This is a genomic window from Enterococcus sp. AZ063, assembly GCF_051715045.1.
Classification (GTDB): Bacteria; Bacillota; Bacilli; order Lactobacillales; family Enterococcaceae; genus Enterococcus_D; species Enterococcus_D casseliflavus.
In genome coordinates this window covers 2,939,692-2,960,411 of record NZ_JBIOTA010000001.1, presented here as the reverse complement: position 1 = coordinate 2,960,411, position 20,720 = coordinate 2,939,692, and the positions used below count along the sequence as shown (strand labels likewise).

16 protein-coding genes are annotated in these 20,720 nt (G+C 43.6%); 11 read left to right on the top strand and 5 right to left on the bottom strand.

Features of this window, described 5'->3' with window-relative positions; all coding sequences use genetic code 11:
• Positions 1 to 181: 181 nt before the first annotated feature.
• The 10 genes from IGK61_RS13935 (at position 182) to IGK61_RS13890 (ending at position 14,117) form a co-directional block, all read left to right on the top strand.
• The gene (locus IGK61_RS13935; RefSeq protein ID WP_074535494.1) at positions 182 to 850 is read left to right on the top strand and encodes a DUF1961 family protein; all 669 of its coding nucleotides are present in this window, start codon (positions 182 to 184) and stop codon (positions 848 to 850) included.
• Positions 850 to 1,524 carry a YesL family protein gene (locus tag IGK61_RS13930; protein ID WP_074535495.1) on the top strand — a complete coding sequence of 225 codons (675 nt, stop codon included), beginning with the start codon at positions 850 to 852 and terminating at the stop codon, positions 1,522 to 1,524. Before IGK61_RS13935 ends, IGK61_RS13930 begins: the two co-directional genes overlap by 1 nt.
• Positions 1,499 to 4,012, top strand: a complete 2,514-nt coding sequence (locus tag IGK61_RS13925) for an exo-rhamnogalacturonan lyase family protein (RefSeq protein ID WP_074535496.1) — start codon at positions 1,499 to 1,501, stop codon at positions 4,010 to 4,012. Before IGK61_RS13930 ends, IGK61_RS13925 begins: the two co-directional genes overlap by 26 nt.
• Positions 3,997 to 4,944, top strand: coding sequence for an ABC transporter permease (locus IGK61_RS13920; RefSeq protein WP_005234199.1), 948 nt, complete (start codon positions 3,997 to 3,999; stop codon positions 4,942 to 4,944). Before IGK61_RS13925 ends, IGK61_RS13920 begins: the two co-directional genes overlap by 16 nt.
• Positions 4,945 to 4,955: 11 nt before the next feature.
• Positions 4,956 to 5,834 (top strand): carbohydrate ABC transporter permease, encoded by an 879-nt coding sequence (locus tag IGK61_RS13915; RefSeq protein ID WP_005234200.1) that lies wholly within the window; start codon positions 4,956 to 4,958, stop codon positions 5,832 to 5,834.
• An 86-nt stretch (positions 5,835 to 5,920) separates the two neighbouring features.
• Entirely contained in the window at positions 5,921 to 8,131 is a 2,211-nt protein-coding gene (locus IGK61_RS13910; protein WP_010749860.1) for a helix-turn-helix transcriptional regulator, read from the top strand.
• 193 nt (positions 8,132 to 8,324) lie between these two features.
• Positions 8,325 to 10,997: a beta-galactosidase gene (locus IGK61_RS13905; RefSeq protein ID WP_074535497.1), complete on the top strand. Its 2,673-nt coding sequence runs from the start codon at positions 8,325 to 8,327 to the stop codon at positions 10,995 to 10,997.
• The gene (locus IGK61_RS13900) at positions 10,969 to 11,808 is read left to right on the top strand and encodes a sugar phosphate isomerase/epimerase family protein (protein ID WP_074535498.1); all 840 of its coding nucleotides are present in this window, start codon (positions 10,969 to 10,971) and stop codon (positions 11,806 to 11,808) included. Before IGK61_RS13905 ends, IGK61_RS13900 begins: the two co-directional genes overlap by 29 nt.
• Before the next feature lie 285 nt (positions 11,809 to 12,093).
• Positions 12,094 to 13,077, top strand: a complete 984-nt coding sequence (locus tag IGK61_RS13895) for a LacI family DNA-binding transcriptional regulator (protein WP_074535499.1) — start codon at positions 12,094 to 12,096, stop codon at positions 13,075 to 13,077.
• Between the two features lie 272 nt (positions 13,078 to 13,349).
• Positions 13,350 to 14,117, top strand: coding sequence for a histidinol-phosphatase (locus tag IGK61_RS13890; protein ID WP_074535500.1), 768 nt, complete (start codon positions 13,350 to 13,352; stop codon positions 14,115 to 14,117).
• Between the two features lie 48 nt (positions 14,118 to 14,165).
• Here IGK61_RS13890 and add read toward each other — a convergent pair whose 3' ends face one another.
• From add to IGK61_RS13870, 4 genes are all read right to left on the bottom strand, one after another.
• Entirely contained in the window at positions 14,166 to 15,182 is a 1,017-nt protein-coding gene (gene add, locus IGK61_RS13885; protein WP_074535501.1) for an adenosine deaminase, read from the bottom strand.
• A 152-nt stretch (positions 15,183 to 15,334) separates the two neighbouring features.
• A complete protein-coding gene (gene ald / locus IGK61_RS13880; RefSeq protein WP_074535502.1) occupies positions 15,335 to 16,441 on the bottom strand; it encodes an alanine dehydrogenase in 1,107 nt (368 codons plus the stop codon).
• A gap of 147 nt (positions 16,442 to 16,588) precedes the next feature.
• A complete protein-coding gene (locus IGK61_RS13875) occupies positions 16,589 to 17,311 on the bottom strand; it encodes a C39 family peptidase (protein WP_074535503.1) in 723 nt (240 codons plus the stop codon).
• A 100-nt stretch (positions 17,312 to 17,411) separates the two neighbouring features.
• The gene (locus IGK61_RS13870) at positions 17,412 to 19,343 is read right to left on the bottom strand and encodes an ABC-F family ATP-binding cassette domain-containing protein (RefSeq protein ID WP_074535504.1); all 1,932 of its coding nucleotides are present in this window, start codon (positions 19,341 to 19,343) and stop codon (positions 17,412 to 17,414) included.
• Positions 19,344 to 19,560: 217 nt separating this feature from the next.
• Here IGK61_RS13870 and IGK61_RS13865 point away from each other — a divergent pair, with 217 nt between their 5' ends.
• Positions 19,561 to 20,235, top strand: coding sequence for a redox-sensing transcriptional repressor Rex (locus IGK61_RS13865; RefSeq protein WP_005228549.1), 675 nt, complete (start codon positions 19,561 to 19,563; stop codon positions 20,233 to 20,235).
• A 93-nt stretch (positions 20,236 to 20,328) separates the two neighbouring features.
• Here IGK61_RS13865 and IGK61_RS13860 read toward each other — a convergent pair whose 3' ends face one another.
• Entirely contained in the window at positions 20,329 to 20,691 is a 363-nt protein-coding gene (locus IGK61_RS13860) for a thioredoxin family protein (protein WP_074535505.1), read from the bottom strand.
• Positions 20,692 to 20,720 lie beyond the last annotated feature (29 nt).

The following is a 20,720-nucleotide window of genomic DNA, read 5'->3' as shown; positions in this document are numbered from 1 at the left end:
TCAGGTGAGACGAGACAGGTAGTAAGAAATCAGAAAAGAAAAAATGGAAAAAAACAAGTGGAAACCCTGATCTAACGCTTGATATCAAGGAATTCAAAAAAAGTCAATTGTTAGAAATGTAGGTCAAGTTTACTATGAAAAGAGAAAAGTAGCTCATATACGCATAAAAGGAGAAGAAGAAATGGTAGCGAAATTGATCTATGAAAATCCGCTGAATCAAGCAGCAGATATTCAACACTTTATTGCTGAAGGACAGCCCAAAATTACTTTCCAAGACGGGATGATTCTGGCGAATACGTATTCTGAAGAATCAAACAAACAACCACATTTTGTTTTATGGCTGCCTCAACAATTTCCAGCGGACCTACGAATCACCTGGCAGTTTCAACCACTGGCTGAACCAGGCTTATGTATGCTCTTTTTTGCAGCAGCCAATCGCAAGGGTGGCTCGATCTTCGATTCTGGAGTACCCAAACGAACCGGGGCATATCCCGAGTATCATTCTGGAGGGATCGATGCTTACCACCTTTCTTATTTTCGAAGAAAGTATGAGGAGGAACGGGCGTTTGAAACGTGTAATTTGCGCAAAAGCCATGGGTTTCATCTGGTCGCTCAAGGCGCAGACCCACTTCCGAATGTAGCAGATGCCCGAGGGTTTTATCACCTAAGAATCGATAAGGTAGGTGCAACGATTTCCTTTTGGATCAACGACTTATTGGTGTTAAGGTACCTTGATGAGGAACAGTTTGGTCCCGTATTAACTAAAGGAGCGATCGGATTTCGGCAAATGGCGCCAATGAAGGCCCGCTATAAAGACTTGAAGGTATATTCCTTAGAGGAGGAACGGTGATGAATTGGCAGAAAGCATATCAAGCAGCAGATTTTGTCTTTTATTGTTTGCTGATAAATGTAACCGTTATTATAGGTGCACTAGTAGGTGGGATCATCTTTGGACTGGCGCCTAGCGTACAAGCCGGATTCCACGTAGCAAAGAAAACCCTTAAACAGGAATCGCCGCCTTTTTTTCAAACGTTCTTTGGGTATTACCGCAGGAACTTTTGGCGATCGAATCGCTTGGGCTTGCCGATCATTCTCTTTTATTTGTGCCCCATGGTGGTGATCCAGCAAGGATTTTTAGCGGCATTGACTCAAACAGGCTTGATCCTATTGATCGTTAGCCAATGCGTCGCGATCGCTGTGATCAATACATTGCTTAGCATGTACGAATATTATGTGCTCCCATCGAAGAAGTACCTAGGCGCTTCGCTACGCTTTCTTTTTTTTCAACCTATTGGCACCTTTTTAGGCGTCCTTTGGTTTGGGATTTGTAGTACGATCAGCTTTTTTCTCCCCGGTCTCCTGCCATTTTTAAGTATTGGGATGTGGATCATTGGCACAATGGGGATTTACTTGAAATTATTTGATGAAAATGAACAAAAGCTAAAGCAACAAAACGATGCAGTTCAACCTGCAGAGAGGGAAGAGGAGGAAATCGAACATGGCATTGAAATGGCTCAAAAATAAACCTAAGGGAAAACGTGGGCTGAGTTTTGGGTATCCCTGGGAAAAAGGAGCTTTACAACCTGAGGTTCTAAGTGAGGAACTGTTTTTGCTGGGGGAGGAGCCGTTGCAAACGAAAGTACTGGCTTACTGGCCAGATGGCAGTGTGAAATGGACAGGACACAGTGGTCTGGTGGCAGAAACGACGCAGTTACTTTTTCAAAGAAAACAGCGTGTCCAGAAGAAACAGGCGATTGCTAGGGAAGCTTACAACGGTATTTATTTTGACAACGGTACGATCAAAGGCTTCTTCCCGAAACATGGGGAAGGGAAAAATGTATTGGACTGGGTAGCGGTCAATGGGCAGAAAAAATTGCAAGATCTTCACGCAATCCTGCAATACCAAAACAAAAAGGTGCAGTCCAAAGTAACGGACTTGATGTTGGAAGAAAATGGTTCCGAGAAAGCCGTTATCAAAGTATCGGGCGTCATTGAGATCAATCAAGAAGTGGTGCAAGAGTTTATTTTGCGGTTCCGTATCTTTCGCGAAATCAGCAAATTGGAAATCATTCATACGGTCATTATCATCAAACCACTTGCTTATGAAGGCATGGGGATAGCATTTGATTATGCGTTGACAGGTGAAAATTGGAATCGACAAGTCAAATTTATTGCAGATGCTGTGTATCATGAAGCGGCACAATTGTTACTTTCACGGCGACACTATCAACAAAACATTCCCTATCAAGAACAAGCCAGTGGACAGCTCGTTTCATTGACCCCAGCGGACGAGCCGATGCTGTCTCATGCGGTGGAAAATGCTATTTGGGATAATTTTCGGGTCAATCAAATCAATCATCGGTCATTTGAATTAGAAAAACAGACCGAAGCTGGGTACTGTTGGTTGCCCATTGGGGATGGCGAGCATTATTCAGGTACCTTTTACGCTGGGGGAGAAACCGGCGGCGTTGCTTGCAGCATGGAGAAATTTTGGGAAAAAGCACCATCTGCGATCGAGGTGACAGGCATCACCCAAAAAGAAACCCAAATCACGATGTGGCAGTGGTCACCGAATGCCAAGCCAATGGATTTTCAGCACTATTCCAAACGGGATCATATGCTTAGCGGATACGAAGGAATGGAAGAGGTTCGTTCGACGGCAGTTGGTGTAGCAAATACGACGCGTTGTTGGTTGGATCTATATGAAGAAGCCCCGTCAGAAGAAGTGTTGCTGGGCTTAGCTCAAGAAAACCAAGAACCTGCCCAGATCGTTTCATTGCCAGAGCGTTATCAAGAGACGAAGGTTTTTGGCAGGATCAGTTTACCAGACGAATCAACGAAAACGAAACAGTTGCTGGAGCAACAATTGGCTGAGATGCGTCAATTCTATTTAGCAGAAGTCCAACAAAGAAGTTGGTATGGCTATTGGAACTATGGTGATGTCATGCATACCTATGATCAGTTTCGACACCAATGGCGCTACGATCTTGGTGGGTACGCTTGGCAAAACACTGAATTGGTCCCTAACATGTGGCTTTGGCTAGATTTCTTACGGACTGGTGATCCAAGCGTCTACTATCTGGCTGAAAGCATGACGAGACATACTTCAGAAGTCGATCAGTATCATGCTGGTGAATACAAAGGATTAGGGTCACGGCATAATGTCGTTCATTGGGGCTGCCAAGCAAAAGAAGTTCGAATTTCAATGGCGGGTCTCCATCGCTACTACTACTATTTGACAGCGGATGAACGCATTGGGGAGATTATGGAACAAGTCAAAGACAATGAAACCTATGCTTTTGATGCGTTACCACCGATGCGCGAGTTTTATGAACGAGAAACGAAGCGGATACCGATTCGCATCGGACCAGATTGGGCTGCGCTAGTCTCGAACTGGTTTACCCAGTGGGAACGGACGAATGATCCTGTTTACCTTGAAAAAATTCGCACCGGCATCACCTGCATCAAAGCCATGCCCCAGCGCCTATTGTCTGGTCCCACAGTGTTATTTGATCCACAAGACAAAACCTTATCTTATATGGGAACTGGGAATTTTGGCGGCTATCACATGGTCATCTCCTTTGGGGCGCCGCAAGTTTGGTTAGAACTTGCTCAAGTGCTGGAAGACCCCGAGTGGACAGAGATGTTAGGGGAGTTTGGCTGGTTTTATAGCTTGAGTCCTGAGAGAAAAGCAGAAGAATCAAACGGGGGACTGACGGAACCTCATTTTGCCTGGCCAATGTTTGCGTCGACGATGATGGCCTTTGCTGGGCGAGTGCGTAACGATCAAGCAATCAGTCAAAGGGCTTGGCAGTTATTGCTTGATAATGACAAATCGGGTGTTCCATTGCCGATCGAAGCGACCATTGAAGCAGCGACAACGTGGAAAAAAATAAAAGAAATGCCGTGGGTATCGACCAATGTGTTGTCACAGTGGGGTCTAAATACGATTTGTTGTTTAGCACTGATCGGAGCGGAGTTAGAGGAGGAGAATGAATGGAAACAACAATAAAAAAAGTGCCGAAAACGAAAGAGCAATGGGGGAGTTTTCTCAACCATTTTAAACAAAATAAATGGCTCTATATTTTGACGATTCCCGGGATCATCTATTTTGCAGTATTTCGTTATGCACCGATGTATGGGTTGATCATTGCTTTCAAAGATTATGTGCCTTTTTTAGGAATCGCAGATAGTCCATGGGTCGGAACACAAAATTTTATGGATTTCTTCAATAATCCTGATTTCTTTCGGATCTTGTGGAACACGTTGATGATTGCCTTTTTAAACATCTTCTTTTCGTTTCCAGCACCCATCTTTTTGGCACTGTTACTGAATGAATTGCGCAACAAGCTGTTTCAGCGGACCATTCAAACCTTCGTCTATGTACCACATTTTCTTTCATGGACGATCGTCGTTAGTCTTTGGCATATCTTATTCAACATCGATCATGGAGCGATCACTCAATTTATCGCTTCGTTGACAGGCGTTGAAATCGACTTTCTCTCAGACCCGCAATGGTTCCGCCCCATGATCGTAATGCAATCGATTTGGAAAGAGATCGGTTGGGGGACCATTATTTATTTAGCTGCCTTATCAGGTGTGGATCAGGAACAATACGAAGCCGCGATCATGGATGGTGCAGGACGTTTTCGTCGTGTGTGGCACATCACTTTGCCTGCGATTCGTTCGACGATCATCATTATGCTGATCATGCGGATCGGGTCGATTTTGTCTACTGGGTTTGATCAGATTTTCTTGATGACCAATCAGTTGAACCGAACAGTAGCAGATGTTTTTGATACGTATGTGTATATGATGGGGATCACCAATGGCGCTTACAGTTACTCAACAGCCGTCGGATTATTTAAATCGATCGTTGGGATCATCCTCGTACTTTGTACCAATAAATTAGCGAAACGCTTTGGCGAAAGCGGCTTATACTAAGGAGGAAAAAGATGGATACTTTACACAATACGAAGGCAGGGAAAATATTTGACATTTTTAATGCGCTATTTTTGGCATTGATTGGGTTATTCATGGTGATTCCTTTTATTTATGTGATCGCAGGTTCATTTGCTACGGAGTTAGAATTGACCACACGTTCGTTTTTCTTATGGCCAAATGAGATCAGTCTCGACTCCTATCGCTTTATTTTTTCAACCAACACCTTTATCCGTAGTTTGCTTGTAACGGTCGGCGTTACCATCGTTGGCACGCTGGTGCAGCTTTTCTGTACCTTCACCTTTGCCTATCCTTTATCACGCAAGCACCTAAAAGGACGGAACACCTTGTTGAATCTCGTGATTTTTGCAATGCTCTTTTCAGGTGGGATGATCCCAACGTTTATCGTGGTGAAAAATTTAGGACTGATCAATTCTTATTGGGCATTGATTTTGCCAATCGCGATCAATCCGTTCAACTTAATGATCATCAAAAACTTTTTCCAAGAAATGCCGATCGAATTGGAAGAATCCGCCAAGATGGATGGCTGTACGGAACTAGGGATCTTATGGAAAATCATTTTGCCTTTATCAAAACCAGTGATCGCGACCTTCACCCTTTTTTACGCCGTTGGTATCTGGAACGACTTCATGAGTGGATTGCTCTATATCAACGATTCAGCAAAATGGCCGATTCAGTTATTGTTAAGACAGATCACGATGGCCTCCAGTGGTGCCAATGCGTTAGCAAGTATGGACCCCAACTATGTGCCGCCTGAACAAGGAATCAAATTTGCAGTCATCATTGTGGCGACTTTACCAATTTTGATCTTCTATCCGTTTTTGCAAAAACATTTTGCCAAAGGAATGCTGATTGGATCCGTCAAAGGATGATACACTTCAATAGTTGTGGATAGGTTGTCATGCGTTTTTTCGCATGACAATTTGTTACATAAAATCTATTACAAGGGTGTTTGGGAATGAAGTACTTTAAAACAGGCGGTTTTCATCGAAAACTGCAGCTAGCCAGTCTATGGATCGTCGTGCCGCTATTAGCCGTTGCAATCTTTTTGCATGCCTATTTGATCGGACCATTACAACGATCGTATCAAGAACTAAACAATCGCCAAGTCGAAGGAATCGTTAGTAACATCAACCAACAGTTCTCGCAGCTGGAAGTGACTTTAAGCGTTTGGGGGCAATCGTTTCAAAGGCGCTACCAAGAAGATTTATTGGAAACGACGAATTATCAGACGTTGATCCAGCTGTCGGAAGAATTGTTTTACTTAACCAATAGCTCCAATTATGTCAATCGAATCGGTATTTATTCGCTCGGAGAGGCGCCCTTTGGGATTGAAAGTGGCGGCACGTATGAATTAACGCTCGAGCAAACCAAAACAGCATTTGAACGCTATCGGATCGATAATGGTAGGCAGTATCAGTGGAAGATCATTGAAGAAGAGGATGAATTGATTTTTGTACAAAACATTGATAGCCAAGGTGAAGATCAGCCTAAAATTTTTTTAGTTGCAACGATCGACGAGCAATCATTGTTAAAGTATTTTTATGATACTCAAATTGAAAATGGTCTCGCAGCGATTTCCTTTAATCATGAGAGTTTTCGTTTTATTGGCGATCAGAACTTAGCGAATGTTATCCAACCGCTGAGTGAGGAGCATCAAGGAACCTGGGTCGAATCGATCAATGGCAATGATTATAGCATGATCGCCGTAAACAGTACGCGACTCAACCAAATATGGACATTTTATACCGTCGTTCCCTTAGCATTGATTACCGAGCCAGTCACTCATTTGGCTAGAGTGCTGATCGTCGTAAGTATTCTTTTTATTGCTTGTGTGGCAGTCATGAGTCTCTTTTTGGCAAAAAAACAATACCAACCTTTTGAAAAAACGATGGATCAGCTCTTTGGTAATACCCAATGGAAAAAAGAAAACGATCTGGAGTTTTTGGTGGACCGTTGGCAACAATTAAGTCGGGAAAAAGGATTGCTACAAAATCAGGCGGAACGCTTTCAAGATTCGCTGAAGCGGCAAGTGATCCAACATTTGATGGAAGGGTATTATGGCTATTTGTCAGAGGAAGAATCGCAACAATTACTGCAGCAAAAAAACTGGCGCTTAAGTGACCAAGGGTATCGCCTGTTTTATTTCCAACTCAATGATCTATTAAGCAATCAAGCAAATTCACAAGATGAAACCCACATTTTGTTTGCGCTAGAAAACATTATAACGGATGTCACAGCCATGTTTTTCCCAGAATCAACCATCGTTTCGTCAAATGAAGGGCGGATTTTGGTTTTTGTGGTCAATCAAGAGCAGCAACTGACAGATTACTTCACGATGGTCACCAAGCAAATCAATTTGATCGTCTGTCGTTATGTCACCATCGTTAGTTCGCAACAAGAAACTGAGATTCGCAAGTTGCCTGAAGTTGCCCAACGTCTCAAAAAGCAAATCCATCTGCAACGGTTGATTCCCGAAAATCAAGTGCTTCAAGGAGAGAAAATGCGTCCGCTGCCGAAGTATTCTCTTTCGCAAGAAAACTTGATTTTAACAGCGCTGAAAAGTGGCTATCATGAAGAATTGCAACGAAGTGTCCAGCGGTTTTTGGAACAGGTCGTGGCAGAAAACAATCAACAGGCTGCGGTGATCTATGTGGTCAATCGACTGTATGATCAAGTCGATTACCTTTTAAATGAAAATGGTGTCTCACGAACGGATTATGTATCGAAAACGGTTGTGTTAGAGCGAATCGAACGACTTTTAGACATCAATCAGATCCAAGCCTTTTTGTACCATCATTTCTTAAAGCCCGTCTCCATCCTCTGGCAAGAAAATGTCGCTAATTCTTATAGTGAAATGATCCAAAAAGTAGCGGAGTACATCCAATCTGATTTTCGCAATGAACAAATTTCGTTAGAATATGTTGCGGATCGTTTCGAAGTAGACCCAATCTTTTTGAGTAAGGAGTTCAAGCGTGCCAAGCAGGTCAACTTTATTGATTATTTAACCAACGTTCGCATCGTAGAAGCAAAACGGCAGCTGCTCGAAACCGATCACCAAATCAATGAAATCGCAGAAAACCTTGGGTATAATCCCAGTTACTTCAATCGTTTATTTAAAAAGTGCACGGGAATGACCCCAGGACAATATCGAAAAGGTCAGAGCTGATCACTGTTGGTTGCTGCGGAAAAGCTCGTATTTTCGCAGCTTTTGCTCTGATTTTTCTATGTTTTCGTCAGCCAATGTTTTGTATAATAGAAAAGAAAGCGATTTCTAATACAGCTTAAGTTCAGCAAGAAAACCAGCAGACTTGTCAAAGCTGTTGGAAATCGGATAGTAAATAGATGGAGGAAGAAAAGAAATGAAAATCGTTCTAGGCGGAGATTCAACCATGGCGGATTATCCCCTTGATCAACAGCCAATGATGGGCTGGGGACAAGCCTTACCAAGCTATCTATCCCCAGAAGTAAACGTACACAATTTTGCAAAAAACGGCAGTACGACTCGTTCGTTTATCGAAGAAGGGTTGTTTGAGCAACTCCTGCAAGAAGTCGAACCGAATACAGTCGTCCTACTGCAATTTGGACATAATGACCAAAAAGAGAAAAATCATGTCACGATGGAGGCGTACATTGCTCATTTGACAGACATGATCCGTCAAATCAAAGAAAAAGCAGGAATCCCGATCCTGTGTACACCTGTTGAACGGCGGGTAGGAGAAGAGGGACGATTGGCGCATACGTTGTCAGCATTTTTACCTGTCTTAAGAGAACTTAGTCGAACGGAAGAAGTAGTTTTGTTTGATTTAAATCGCTATACCTATCATTATTATGACACATTAGGACTAGAAGCTTCCAAGGCACTCTTTGTTTGGTTAGCACCGAATGAGCACCCCAATTATCCTGCAGGTCTCGCAGATGATACCCACTTTTCAAAGCTCGGGGCGCATATGATCGCTCGCTATGTAGCGATTCGTCTACAGGCGTTTTTCCATGAGCAACCACTGTTTCCTGATATTTATTACGGCGCCTGCATGTATCCAGAAGTCTGGTCGGAAGAAATCATGCAAAGTGATAGTCACACGATGAAAACGTTGGGCATGAATTTTGCTAGAATTGGGGAATTCATGTGGCGCGACTTGGAGCCTCAACCTGGAGAATATGATTTTTCGTTGTTGGAACGTGCGCTAGAACAGTACCAAGCAAATGGCATCGATGTTTGCTTATGTATTCCAACGCCGACCCCACCCCGCTGGTTTACAAAACAGTACTCAGAAGCATTGGTCACTAACCAAGATGGAACGAAGATGCATCACGGCTCAAGACAGCATGTCTGTACAAACAACGAGGACTTTCGCCGTTATGCCTATCGTTTGACGAGAAAAATCGCTGAGATTGCCGAAAAACATGAAAATGTCGTTATGTTGCAATTGGACAATGAGTTTAAATGTCATGTCGATCTATGTTACTGTACGACGTGCCAAACGCGTTGGCATACGTATTTAAAAGACAGCTATCAATCCGTGACTAACCTCAATGAGTGTTGGGGAACGAAGGTGTGGAGTGAGTGGTATGACGCATTTGAGGATGTCGTCTTGCCGCTAACGACCCCATTTTTGCATAATTCTTCCTTGATGAATGCCTTTCGCCGTTTTACCACCGATACGTTGAATGAGTTTGCGCATGATCTTTGTCATTTTATCCGAATGGAGACCGCGTTACCCATTACCCATAACTCCGCTTTTGGGTTTAACTTGCAAAATGATGAGCTATTTGCTGATTTAGATATTGCTGGTTTTGATACGTATGCACCGGCAGACAACTATCCAGCGTATACGATGAACTTGGATCGTTGGCGGAATGTCAAACCGCGCAACAAGGAAATGTTATTGTTAGAAACTTGTACTGCCAATGCAGGTCATATTGAAAATTATGCGGCACCTCGTCCTCATGGGTTTGTCACAAGTGAAGCGTTCATTGGCTATGCTGGTAATTTGAAATCCTTCTGCTTTTGGCATTTTCGTGGACATCGCTATGGTGTGGAGCAACCCCATAGTGCCGTGTTAACTGCTTGGGGAGAGCCAGATCGTGGGTATGAAGAGGTAGTTCGGATTGGCGAACTAAGACAACAGATCGCACCACTTTTAGCGGAAACGAAGTATGTATCGGCAAAAATAGCCATTATCTACTCGGATTACTCGAAACGTTTTTACACGATCGATCATGGGGGTGTTTATGATTATCGCAGCCTGTTTACCGAATTTTACGGCAGTCTGATTCGGCAAGGAATTCGTGTAGAAATCATTCAAGAAAATAGTCCGTTAGAAGAGTATGATGTTGTTCTTGCCCCATTTGTTCGTTGGATCAGTCCTACCTTGTTGAAAAAATTTGCCGCCTTTACTGAAGCAGGAGGCAAGCTGATTTTAGGCCCGATGACGGGGGATCGGACAAAAGAGCTGGCGTGGCCAGCGACGAATGGCTTAGATCGTTTAGGAGAATGGCTCGGGTTTGACCAAATCCAGCAGTTTACGGTGAAAGGACTGACTTATCAGCTAACCTATGACGGCCTAAAAGAACCTTTGGATCATTTGGTCACAGTTTTTCACTGCCCAGAAGATTGGGAAACGATCGGACGAGGGAATGACCAAACGCTACTAGCTAAGAAACAACTGGCTCAAGGAGAGATCATCTATTTAGGTGCGCTACCTAGCAATTTACCAGACAGTTTGATATGGCAGTCGTTTTGTCGCAAAGAACTTTTCCCTTATGAATCAGAGCGCCAGTTGATCAAATGTTCGGAAGGTGTGATGAAGTATCGCCGAGAGTCAGCGACCCATGTCCAACTCTGGATCAGTAACTTAGGGATGACGACAGCTGACTTTACCTTACATCTCCCCGGTTTCGAACGCTTATCAGGTGAAGCGCTGGCGCGGGGTAACCATAGGCTAGAACCTTATGAAAATTTGATTATTGAATGGGAAAAAATAGTAGAAAGCGAGGAGTCAGATGATTCATTTAGCCATCCGAGGGCATGACCTCTCAGGAGAATATACACCAAAGCAGTTAGCACAAGCGGTAGGTGCAAAGAAAATAAAAAACGTTCAGTTTGCCTTGAATGCGTCTTTTCCAGATCTAAGTGCTCCTGAAAAGATGAGTCCAGGTATGGGGACCTTCTTCAAGAATGAATTCCAAGAACAAGGCGTTCAAATCGCTTTGTTAAGTTGTTATAGTAACTTGATTCATCCCGAACCAGAGGAACGAGAAAAAATCTTACAGAAATTTGAGCGCTATTTATTCCATGCCCGTTATTTTGGTGCCAGCATGGTGGCTTCAGAAACAGGCTCAGTCATTGCCGCACTGGGATATAGTGAAGAGAATTTTTCAGATGAGGTTTTTGAAGACTTGATCCATGTGATCCAGCGACTCGTTCGAGTGGGAGAAAAATATCAAATCATGGTAGGGATCGAAGCCGGACTGAATCATCCGCTGTATTCGAATCAGCGCATCGCCGAGCTGATTGAACGTGTTCCTTCTGATTATTTAGGGATCATTTACGATCCAACGAATTTGATCACCGCAAAAACGGCTGCTGATCAAGTCGCATTGGAAGAAGAAGCATTTACTCTTTTCGGAGAGAAAATCGTCTGCTTGCACCTAAAGGATTTTGAACTCTCGGGAGAAGAGGTGATCCCTGTCCCATTAGGCGAAGGACAAATACGGTATTCAGAAATTTTACAGCTTCTGATCAAACACAAGCCATACTGTTACGTGGTGCTAGAAGAAACAAAAGACGCTGGGATCGATCGTGCGGTGGCGTTGATTGAAGGCTTAGATTTAAAAAATTAGCTGGGGGTTTGTGTAGATGATTGTGTAAGAGAACACGGGAGTAGTTTTCTTGTTTTCTTAAAAAACGCTGGCATTGAATGCAAATTTTATCTAGCATAGAAAAGTTGTTTATGATGAGATTTCATCTAAACAACTTTTTTATTTTCATAAAAATAAAAAATATGATGTAAAATTTGTTATTATAGAATAAAAAGAAGTATTTTAGATTGTTGCATTCGGATAATGGATCAAATGGAAAAGGATTTAATATTTACGAGACATGTAAAAGAGCGAAAGGAGGAACCAATGGCAAACATGCAAGACGTGGCAAAACTTGCCAATGTATCTGTGACCACCGTCTCACGAGTGATCAATAACAGAAAATATGTCAATGAAGAAACAAAGCAGATTGTGCTAGAAGCAATTCAAGCACTTGATTATGTACCAAATGAATTAGCACGGTCCTTTTATTACAATTCCTCAAAGATGATAGGCTTGCTGATCTATGATTTGAAAAATGATTTTTATAATCAATTTATTACCCGAATCGAGTCGCAACTGATTGAGAAAGGCTATAGTTTGATGATTGGTACCACACAAGGGAATCCTGAAAGAGAAACCTATTTTTTGAACTTGTTTCTCGCAAATAATATTGATGGGGTAATTTTATGTACCAACCTTTGTACGCAAGGTCCGTTGTTGCAAAAGGTTCTCAAATTACCTCTAGTGAGTGTGGGTAGAGTCCTTAGCGATGAAGTATCCTCCGTTTCTGCGGATAATACCTCAGGTGGACAGTTGGCAGCACAGATCTTAAGCCAAAATTGTTGTCGCGAGATCCTCTTCATTAATGGACCAAAGACATTACATTCCGTTCAAGAAAAATCAGCTGGTTTTTATCAAGTGATGGACCAATACCCAGAGATCCATGTTCACGAGGTCATACTCGATTTTGTAAATGTCACGCAAACATCCTTTGATCAACTTTTTCGTCAATGGCCTTCTATCGATGGCATTTTTGCGGCAAGCGATTTTTTTGCAGCCTGCGCTTTACGTTCCCTTCATTCACTGGATAAAAAGATTGGTGAAGCGATTCAGGTTATTGGTTATGAAAACACCAATGTTTGTCTTTGTACTAGCCCTTTGCTTTCGTCCATCGCACGACCTTTAGAGGAGATGGTGGATTGGACGACCCAGCTACTTTTTCAAGAGGTACAAGGAGACAAAACCGCACCAAGACACGTCCTCTTGAAAAATTCATTTGTCCCAAGAGAAACGACTCAATGGAAGTGATGGAAAAAGAAGCAACCGATTGCAGTTTTCTTTTGATTGTCTTGGGATAGCCGCAATTCTATAATGAAATGGACTGGAATAAATCCAGAATGAGGAAGTTGCTAAGTGATAGGTGTTGATAGCTAGTACTATTTTTCGAAAAAATGGTTCCGCTTACAAAGGATTCTGTAAAATAGCGAACGGCTTGAAGGATAGCGCCTCAAGAAGAGTGTACCTAAAATGCGATCACAAAAACAAATTAACCTAAATGTAATAAGAAGGAGTGAATAACCATGTGGAAAGCAAACTATCATACCCACACAACTCGATGCAAACATGCACGGGATTCTGATGAAGACTATGTGATCAAAGCCATCCAAGCTGGCTTTAAGGAAATTGGCTTCGCTGATCATTGTCCCTGGCCCTTTGAGGATGGGTATGTCTCCCCCATGCGGATGGATGTTGCGCAATTGGAAGATTACGTTTCATCGGTGAAAAGCTTAAGGGAAAAATACCAAGGACAAATCGATGTGAAATTAGGATTAGAGTGTGAATATTTTGAAACAATGATCCCTTGGCTAGTTGCAGAGAAAGAAAGGCTGTCGATCGACTATTTGATTTTTGGCAATCACTTTCCTGAAATCGAAAGCAATCACTATTACGACCATACACCCGGGGATTCGGTAAAAGCGATCAAAGATTATCTCCGTGTTTCTTTACAGGGAATTGAATCAGAAATTTTTGCTTATATGGCACACCCAGATGTGTTCATGCGGGGCTATAAAACCTTCGATTCTCATTGTGAAGAAGTTGCCTACCGCTTATGTGAAAAAGCCAAAGAGTATCAGCTGCCGTTGGAGTATAATTTGGCAGGCTATACGAACGGTGGCTATCCGCATCCTGAATTTTGGAAGATCGCCAAGGAAGTCGGCTGCTCTTGTATTATTGGGATCGATGCCCACGAGAGTGCGGCTTTAACGAATACAGAAATTTACGAAAGAGCTCTTTTAGAAATCGATGCTTTGGGGTTAACACGGATCGATCGGCTCTTCTTTGCGTGAAGGAAAGAAAACATGGACGCCAGTGGGGATCACTAGCGTCCATGTTTATTAGAATTGCCATTCTTGAATTTTTTTCAAGAGTACCGCTTTGTCGGCAGCTTCAGCAAAGGAATGCTGAGCGGCAGTTTCGTTTAAGAAGCGCATCTCTGATTCGGTCATGTCGCAATGATGAGCCATTTGTAGGTATTCATTGGTCAATGTCGTGTTTGAGACCGTTCGGTTATCGGTGTTCAAACAAAAAGGGATCTTGGCCTCCAGCCATTCTCTTAATGGGTATGCCGAGTATGTGGGAATCGCACGCGTATGAACATTGCTGGTAGGACAGCCTTCGATACAGCGATTTTGTTCTCGAACAAATGCTTGAGCAGTAGGATCTCCTTTTAAGGCGATGCCGTGGCCAATCCGCTGCGCACCGCTTTCGATGGCTTGATAAATGTTTTGCACACAGCCACATTCGCCTGCATGTAAGGTCAGCTGGACACTTTGGTTCTTGAGGAACACTTGATAGCTGGCAGCTAAATCAGGGACGTACCCATCTTCTTCTGGACCTGCCAGATCAATGCCGACTACTTTTTCATCGGTAAGAGCGATCGCTTCATCAAAAATCGCCGTAATAGCTGGTAGGTCTTCTTGACGCATCCCAATGACCAAAACATTGCCTTTGATTGGGTAGCGTTCTTCTGCTCGTGCGATGCCTTCGATCACGGCTTGGATGGTCTGGCTGCAAGTAAGTCCTTTGTCCATCGATAAGCTGGGAGCAAAGCGGATCTCAATATAAGCGACCCCATCTTGAGCAGCTTGTTCCATCACGTCATAGGCGGCGGCAGCTAACGCTTCTTGTGTTTGCAGATACGGCCGAACGAAATCAAAACAGCTAAGGTAATCCCTCAGGTCATGGCAATCCTTGGGGGCTTGCATCTGTGCTTTCACAGCTTCTATGTCTTGCTCGATCGGTAGTTCTTGCTGATTGGCGATGGCTATCAATGTTTCTGGACGAATGGAACCGTCGAGGTGGCAGTGAAGTTCTACTTTAGGAAATGCTTGGATTTGTTGTTGAGTAAGCACAGTGTTCCTCCTGTCTAGGTCGAATTTTTTTTAAGTATGAATATAGCATACTTCCAAAGCCCATGCTACCCAAAAAAGGAAATTCTCATAGAAAGCAAAACAGCAGCCGCGAATTACTTGTGCGGCTGCTGTTTTTATTGTGGGAGAGTGGCTCAAATCAATTCCGATAGATCGGTAAAAGGCAATGACAGATCGTGAGCGGCTTCTTTTGAAGTAAATGCGCCCTCATAGGCGATGACCCCTTTGGCAAGTGCCTGATTATCTCGCAACGCTGCTAAAGGATCGTTCGCTAGCTGCTGGGCATACGGTAAGGTGGCAATGCTCAATGCGATGGTTGCCGTTTGCGGCACAGCACCTGGCATATTCGCCACTGCATAGTGAATAACTTCTTCCCGGATATAGGTTGGCTCGTCGTGGGTGGTGACTTTGTCTTCGGTCTCAAAAATTCCGCCTTGGTCAATGGCAATATCGACGATCACGGATTTTTCAGGCATCTGTTTCACCATTTCGCGGGTCACTAAGCACGGGGCTTTTTGTCCTGGCAATAAGACCGCTCCTACCACCAAGTCTGCGGATTGGATCGTTCGTTCGATATTCAAGCGATTGGAATACAAGGTTTGGACTTGACCAGAAAACTGTCGATCCAGCTCTTGTAAGCGTGGGATCGAAACGTCTAAAATCGTCACTTGTGCGCCTAGACCTACGGCGACTCTCGCGGCATTCTCACCGGCGACGCCACCACCAATGATCGTAACCCGACCTTGACGGACGCCGGGAACACCTGAAAGCAGGATTCCTTTTCCGCCATAAATTTTTTCGAGAAATTGCGCGCCAATTTGAACAGACATTCTTCCAGCGATCTCACTCATAGGCGATAGCAGAGGCAGGGTGCCGTTCGCCAGCTGGACGTTCTCATAAGCAACAGCGATCACTTTGCTGTCGATCAACGCTTGAGCAAGCTGTTGATTGGCGGCTACGTGGAAATAGGTGAATAAAACCAGTCCCTCATGCAAAAAGGGGTATTCTTCTGGTAAAGGTTCTTTGACTTTCATAACCAATTCAGAGGCCCAAACCTCTTCAACGGTAGCAATCGTAGCGCCGACTTCCTGATACGCTTGATCAGAAAAGGTTGATCCTGCACCAGCGCCTTGTTCAACGAAGACTTCGTGTCCGTCTTGGACTAACTCATAGACTCCGGAGGGCGGCAAGGCCACTCGATTTTCATTGTTCTTGATTTCTTTGGGGATACCGATTTTCATAGACTTCACACCTTTCTTTCTTCCATTATAATAGAAAGCGGATTCCTAAGGGGAGAAAGAATGGTTTTTTTATTAAAAAAGTAAGATCCAGTTGCTGCTTTCGGGACGACAAAGAAAAAAGCCCCCAATGGGACTTTTTTCGATCAATCAGCTGAAGGTCCAAAAGCGCAAGCTTTGATCAGCGATTTCATCTAGTGTGTAATAGATAGCGTAATGGGATTTTTCTGGATCATCATTGGGATCTAAGACAAACACTTGATCGTCCATCATTCCACCTAAGACCATAATATGGCCGCCATCTGTAAATTCCCCTGGAGTCACAGAAACGATGACGGGATGATTTTGTTGCAAGTAAGCTTCAACGCTGGCTAGATCTGTGCCAAGATCATAATAGTTGTAGCCGTTTGCATCGGCAAAGTCAGAAAAAATCCGCCAGTCCGTTCCTTGGCCGTCAACGTAATAATGATCTCCTGCCCAATCAAGGACTTCTAGTGGCGAAATGGGATAGCCTTCAAGATAGGATTGAACCATCGCCAGAGAAGCAATCGCACAGCCGTTTTCTGCTAAGCTTTGGCTGCCGTCATTGCCATAGGATCTATCAGCCCAATCTTCGTTCGTCTGCAAGAAAATCGGTGTCGTGATGTCCATTTCCCATAAATAAGCATTGATGTCATCACTAAAGATAGCCTGAGAATAAACATATTCGTCGTCATAACTCTCATCATAGGCAACGACGGTATGCACGTGTTCAGACAACTCTCCGTACAACACGTGATGAGAGATTCGATTGAACCCTATCCAAATCAACACCAATCCTGCCAAAACAACCATTGGCCGACGCTTTCGATAAACATCTGTCTGTTTTTGCATTTTTCCCTCCTTGTTTTACGAATCGTACGTATTCATCCTGTTCTTTTAAGTAAAACAAAGGAGGGGGCGCTTGTCATCGGCCTACAGACCGATTCCTCGATCAACTGTCAAATGCTTCTAGTTCTAAGCTAGTATTTTCCCATGCTTCTAGTAGAGCTTCTTGTTCAGTGCGGGCTTGTTCTAACGCTTGATTCAACGCGGTCAATTTGACATGATCATTCAACGCATCTGGTGCGGTCATGTCTTGTTCCAGTTGTTGGATCGTTTCTTCTATTGCGGCAAGTTCTTCTTCGATTTGGGTGACTTTTCGCTGTAAGGTTCTAACGGCTTTTTGCTGTTCCTTGCTTTGGACAAAGTTTTGCTTGCCCGCTGAGAGGGTGGTTTCGGTTGTTTTTGCTTCCAACATTGCTGCGATCTCAGCTTCTTCTTGTTTCTTTTCTAAATAATAATCGTAATCGCCGAGATAGAGCTTGCTGCCGTTTTCAGACAGTTCCACGACCTTGGTGGCGATTCGATTGATAAAGTAGCGGTCATGAGATACGAAGAACAAAGTGCCTTCATAATCGATCAGCGCATTTTCTAAGACTTCTTTGCTGTCGATGTCTAAATGGTTGGTTGGCTCATCCAAAATCAAGAAATTGTCATGGTCCATGGCTAATTTTGCCAAAGCGACACGGGCTTTTTCGCCACCGCTTAACAGCGTGATCGGCTTTTCAACATCTTCTCCCGAAAATAAGAAGCTGCCTAATATATTGCGAATCTCGACTTCAGGTGTGGTACTGTGGTCATCCCAAAGCTCATGGAGGATCGTTTTGGTTGAGTGCAGATCGGATTGGGTTTGGTCATAGTACCCGATTGAGACATTGGCGCCAAAATGGACCTTTCCTTGAATAAAGGGGATTTTATGAATCAGCGATTTCAGTAAGGTTGATTTGCCGATCCCATTCGGTCCCACTAAAGCGATCGCATCTTTGCGCCGAACATCTAAGTCGATGGGCGCCGATAAAACTTCTTCTTCAGAATAACCGATAGCGGCATTTTCTACTTGCATCACAACATTTCCTGAAGGCTTTTCAATAGAAAAAAGGAAGTGGGCGGATTTTTCATCTCCTTGCGGGCGATCCAGCCGATCCATTTTCTCTAATTGCTTACGGCGACTTTGCGCGCGTTTGGTGGTAGACGCACGGACAAGGTTGCGGGCAACAAAGTCTTCCAGTTTATTGATTTCTTCTTGCTGCTTTTCAAAGGCTTTCCATTCACTTTGCAGCTGCTCCGCTTTCAGGGTCAAATAGCGGCTGTAATTGCCTTTGTAGTGGCGCATTTTTTGACGACTCAGTTCGTAGACTTCGTTGACGACTTTGTCTAGGAAGTAACGGTCATGGGAAACGATCAGCAACGCACCGGCATATCCTTGTAGATAGTTTTCCAACCAAGATAACGTTTCGATGTCTAAATGGTTGGTCGGTTCATCGAGGATCAAGATATCAGGTTTTTGCAGCAGCATTTTTGCTAGTGCCAAGCGGGTTTTTTGACCACCAGAAAGGGTATTGATGGCTTGCGTGTAAAAAGAAGGATCAAACTGAAAACCGTGCAAGACGGAGCGAATCTCATTTTCATAGCCATAGCCGTTTTTTTCTGCAAATTCATGCTGCAATTGGTCGTATTCTTTCAGGAGATTGCCAGAGTCAGCAGCAGGATGTGCTTCGGAGATGGCGATCTCTAAGGTACGCATGCGCTGCTCCATCTGCCGAACCGTTGCAAAAGCTCCCAGCATTTCTTCCCATACGGTGGCCTGACTATCAAGTCCGGTATCTTGAGCTAAGTAGCCCATCGTAGCGGTCTTGTTTTTAGCAATCGTTCCTTTATCAGGACTTTCGAGTCCAGCAATAATTTTCAGTAGCGTTGATTTACCAGCACCGTTGCGCCCAACAAGCGCGATTCGGGAATTGCTGGCAATCTCTAATTGGATATTTTCAAATAAAACCTCGGCTCCGAAAAGACGGGCGATTTGGTTGGCTTGTAATAAAATCATGTGTATGTCATTCCTATCTTTAAGAAACTTGTCTGTATCAAGGTTGCAATACTACAAGTCTATCATATTTTAGGGGAAACGGCGATTGGGAAAAAGTTTGATTTTACCATTATAAAATTTATATTTCAAATTATGAGCATTCAAATTGATTTTTGAACAATGTATTTGTTATGATAGCTTCATCACAAGTGAATTTTTCACAATGGGGGAGTATTCTTTGAAAGATCATCAAATTCCAAAGGCAACAGCGAAGCGATTGCCTTTATATTATCGTTACTTGCGTATTTTGCACCAAGCTGGCAAATTAAAAGTTTCTTCGACCGAACTAAGTGAAGCTGTTCAAGTTGATAGTGCGACGATCCGCCGCGACTTTTCCTACTTTGGTGAATTAGGAAAACGCGGCTATGGCTATGACGTTGAAAGCTTGATGCAGTTCTTTGCGAAGACATTGAACGAAGACCACATGACGAATGTAGCTTTAGTCGGTGTCGGAAACTTGGGGAGCGCCTTGTTGAAATACAAATTTCACCAAAGCAACAGCATTCGGATCAGTGCTGCATTTGATGTCAACGAAGATCTAGTTGGTCGAATCGTAGATGGTGTGCCGGTCTATCCAATGGATGACATGAAGGAACAAGTGAAGATCCAGCAGATCGATGTGGCTATCTTGACGGTTCCCGCACAACATTCGCAAGATTTAGTGAACGAGCTTGTGAAAGCTGGCATTAAAGGAATCTTGAACTTTACACCTGCACGGATCACTGCACCAAAAGGCGTGCTGATTCAAAACGTTGACTTAACCAATGAATTGCAAACATTGATTTATTTCTTGCATTCAGGCAACGTCTTGTCCCATGAAGAACCAGTAGAAGAACCATCACTAAGCGAATAATCGCATCACATAAATAGGAACCAGCAAAACAGCTGCCAGATCGTAGTATATACAACGATCTGACAGCTTTTTTGTTGCTTTCATTCACTGAACTTACTCGTCTAACTGGTCAAAAAGTGATTCATAGGAATCTTGCTCTTCAACGCTTGTGAGCGCTTCTTGATACCGCAAGATTTGTTGAGTCAAACGTGTGAAATCGATGATGCGGGCTTCACGATGCACTTCTTTCCCATTCGCGAACAAGAGGACGACGGGAACCGTCAAGACCGAAAATAGACTGGCTGCTTCTGGCTCTGCCAGCGTGTTGATGGTAAATAGGGGGAGTTGCTGGGTTTGTGCCAGTTTTTGGATGCGTGGTTTGTCTGCAACACAAATACTGCAATTCGGTTGAGAGAGATAGAGTAGTGCCAACGGTTGTTGGGCGAGCTGATCTTGGATCGGTTGATTTTTTTGCATAAGTCATTCCTCCATGGAAAATGTACGCT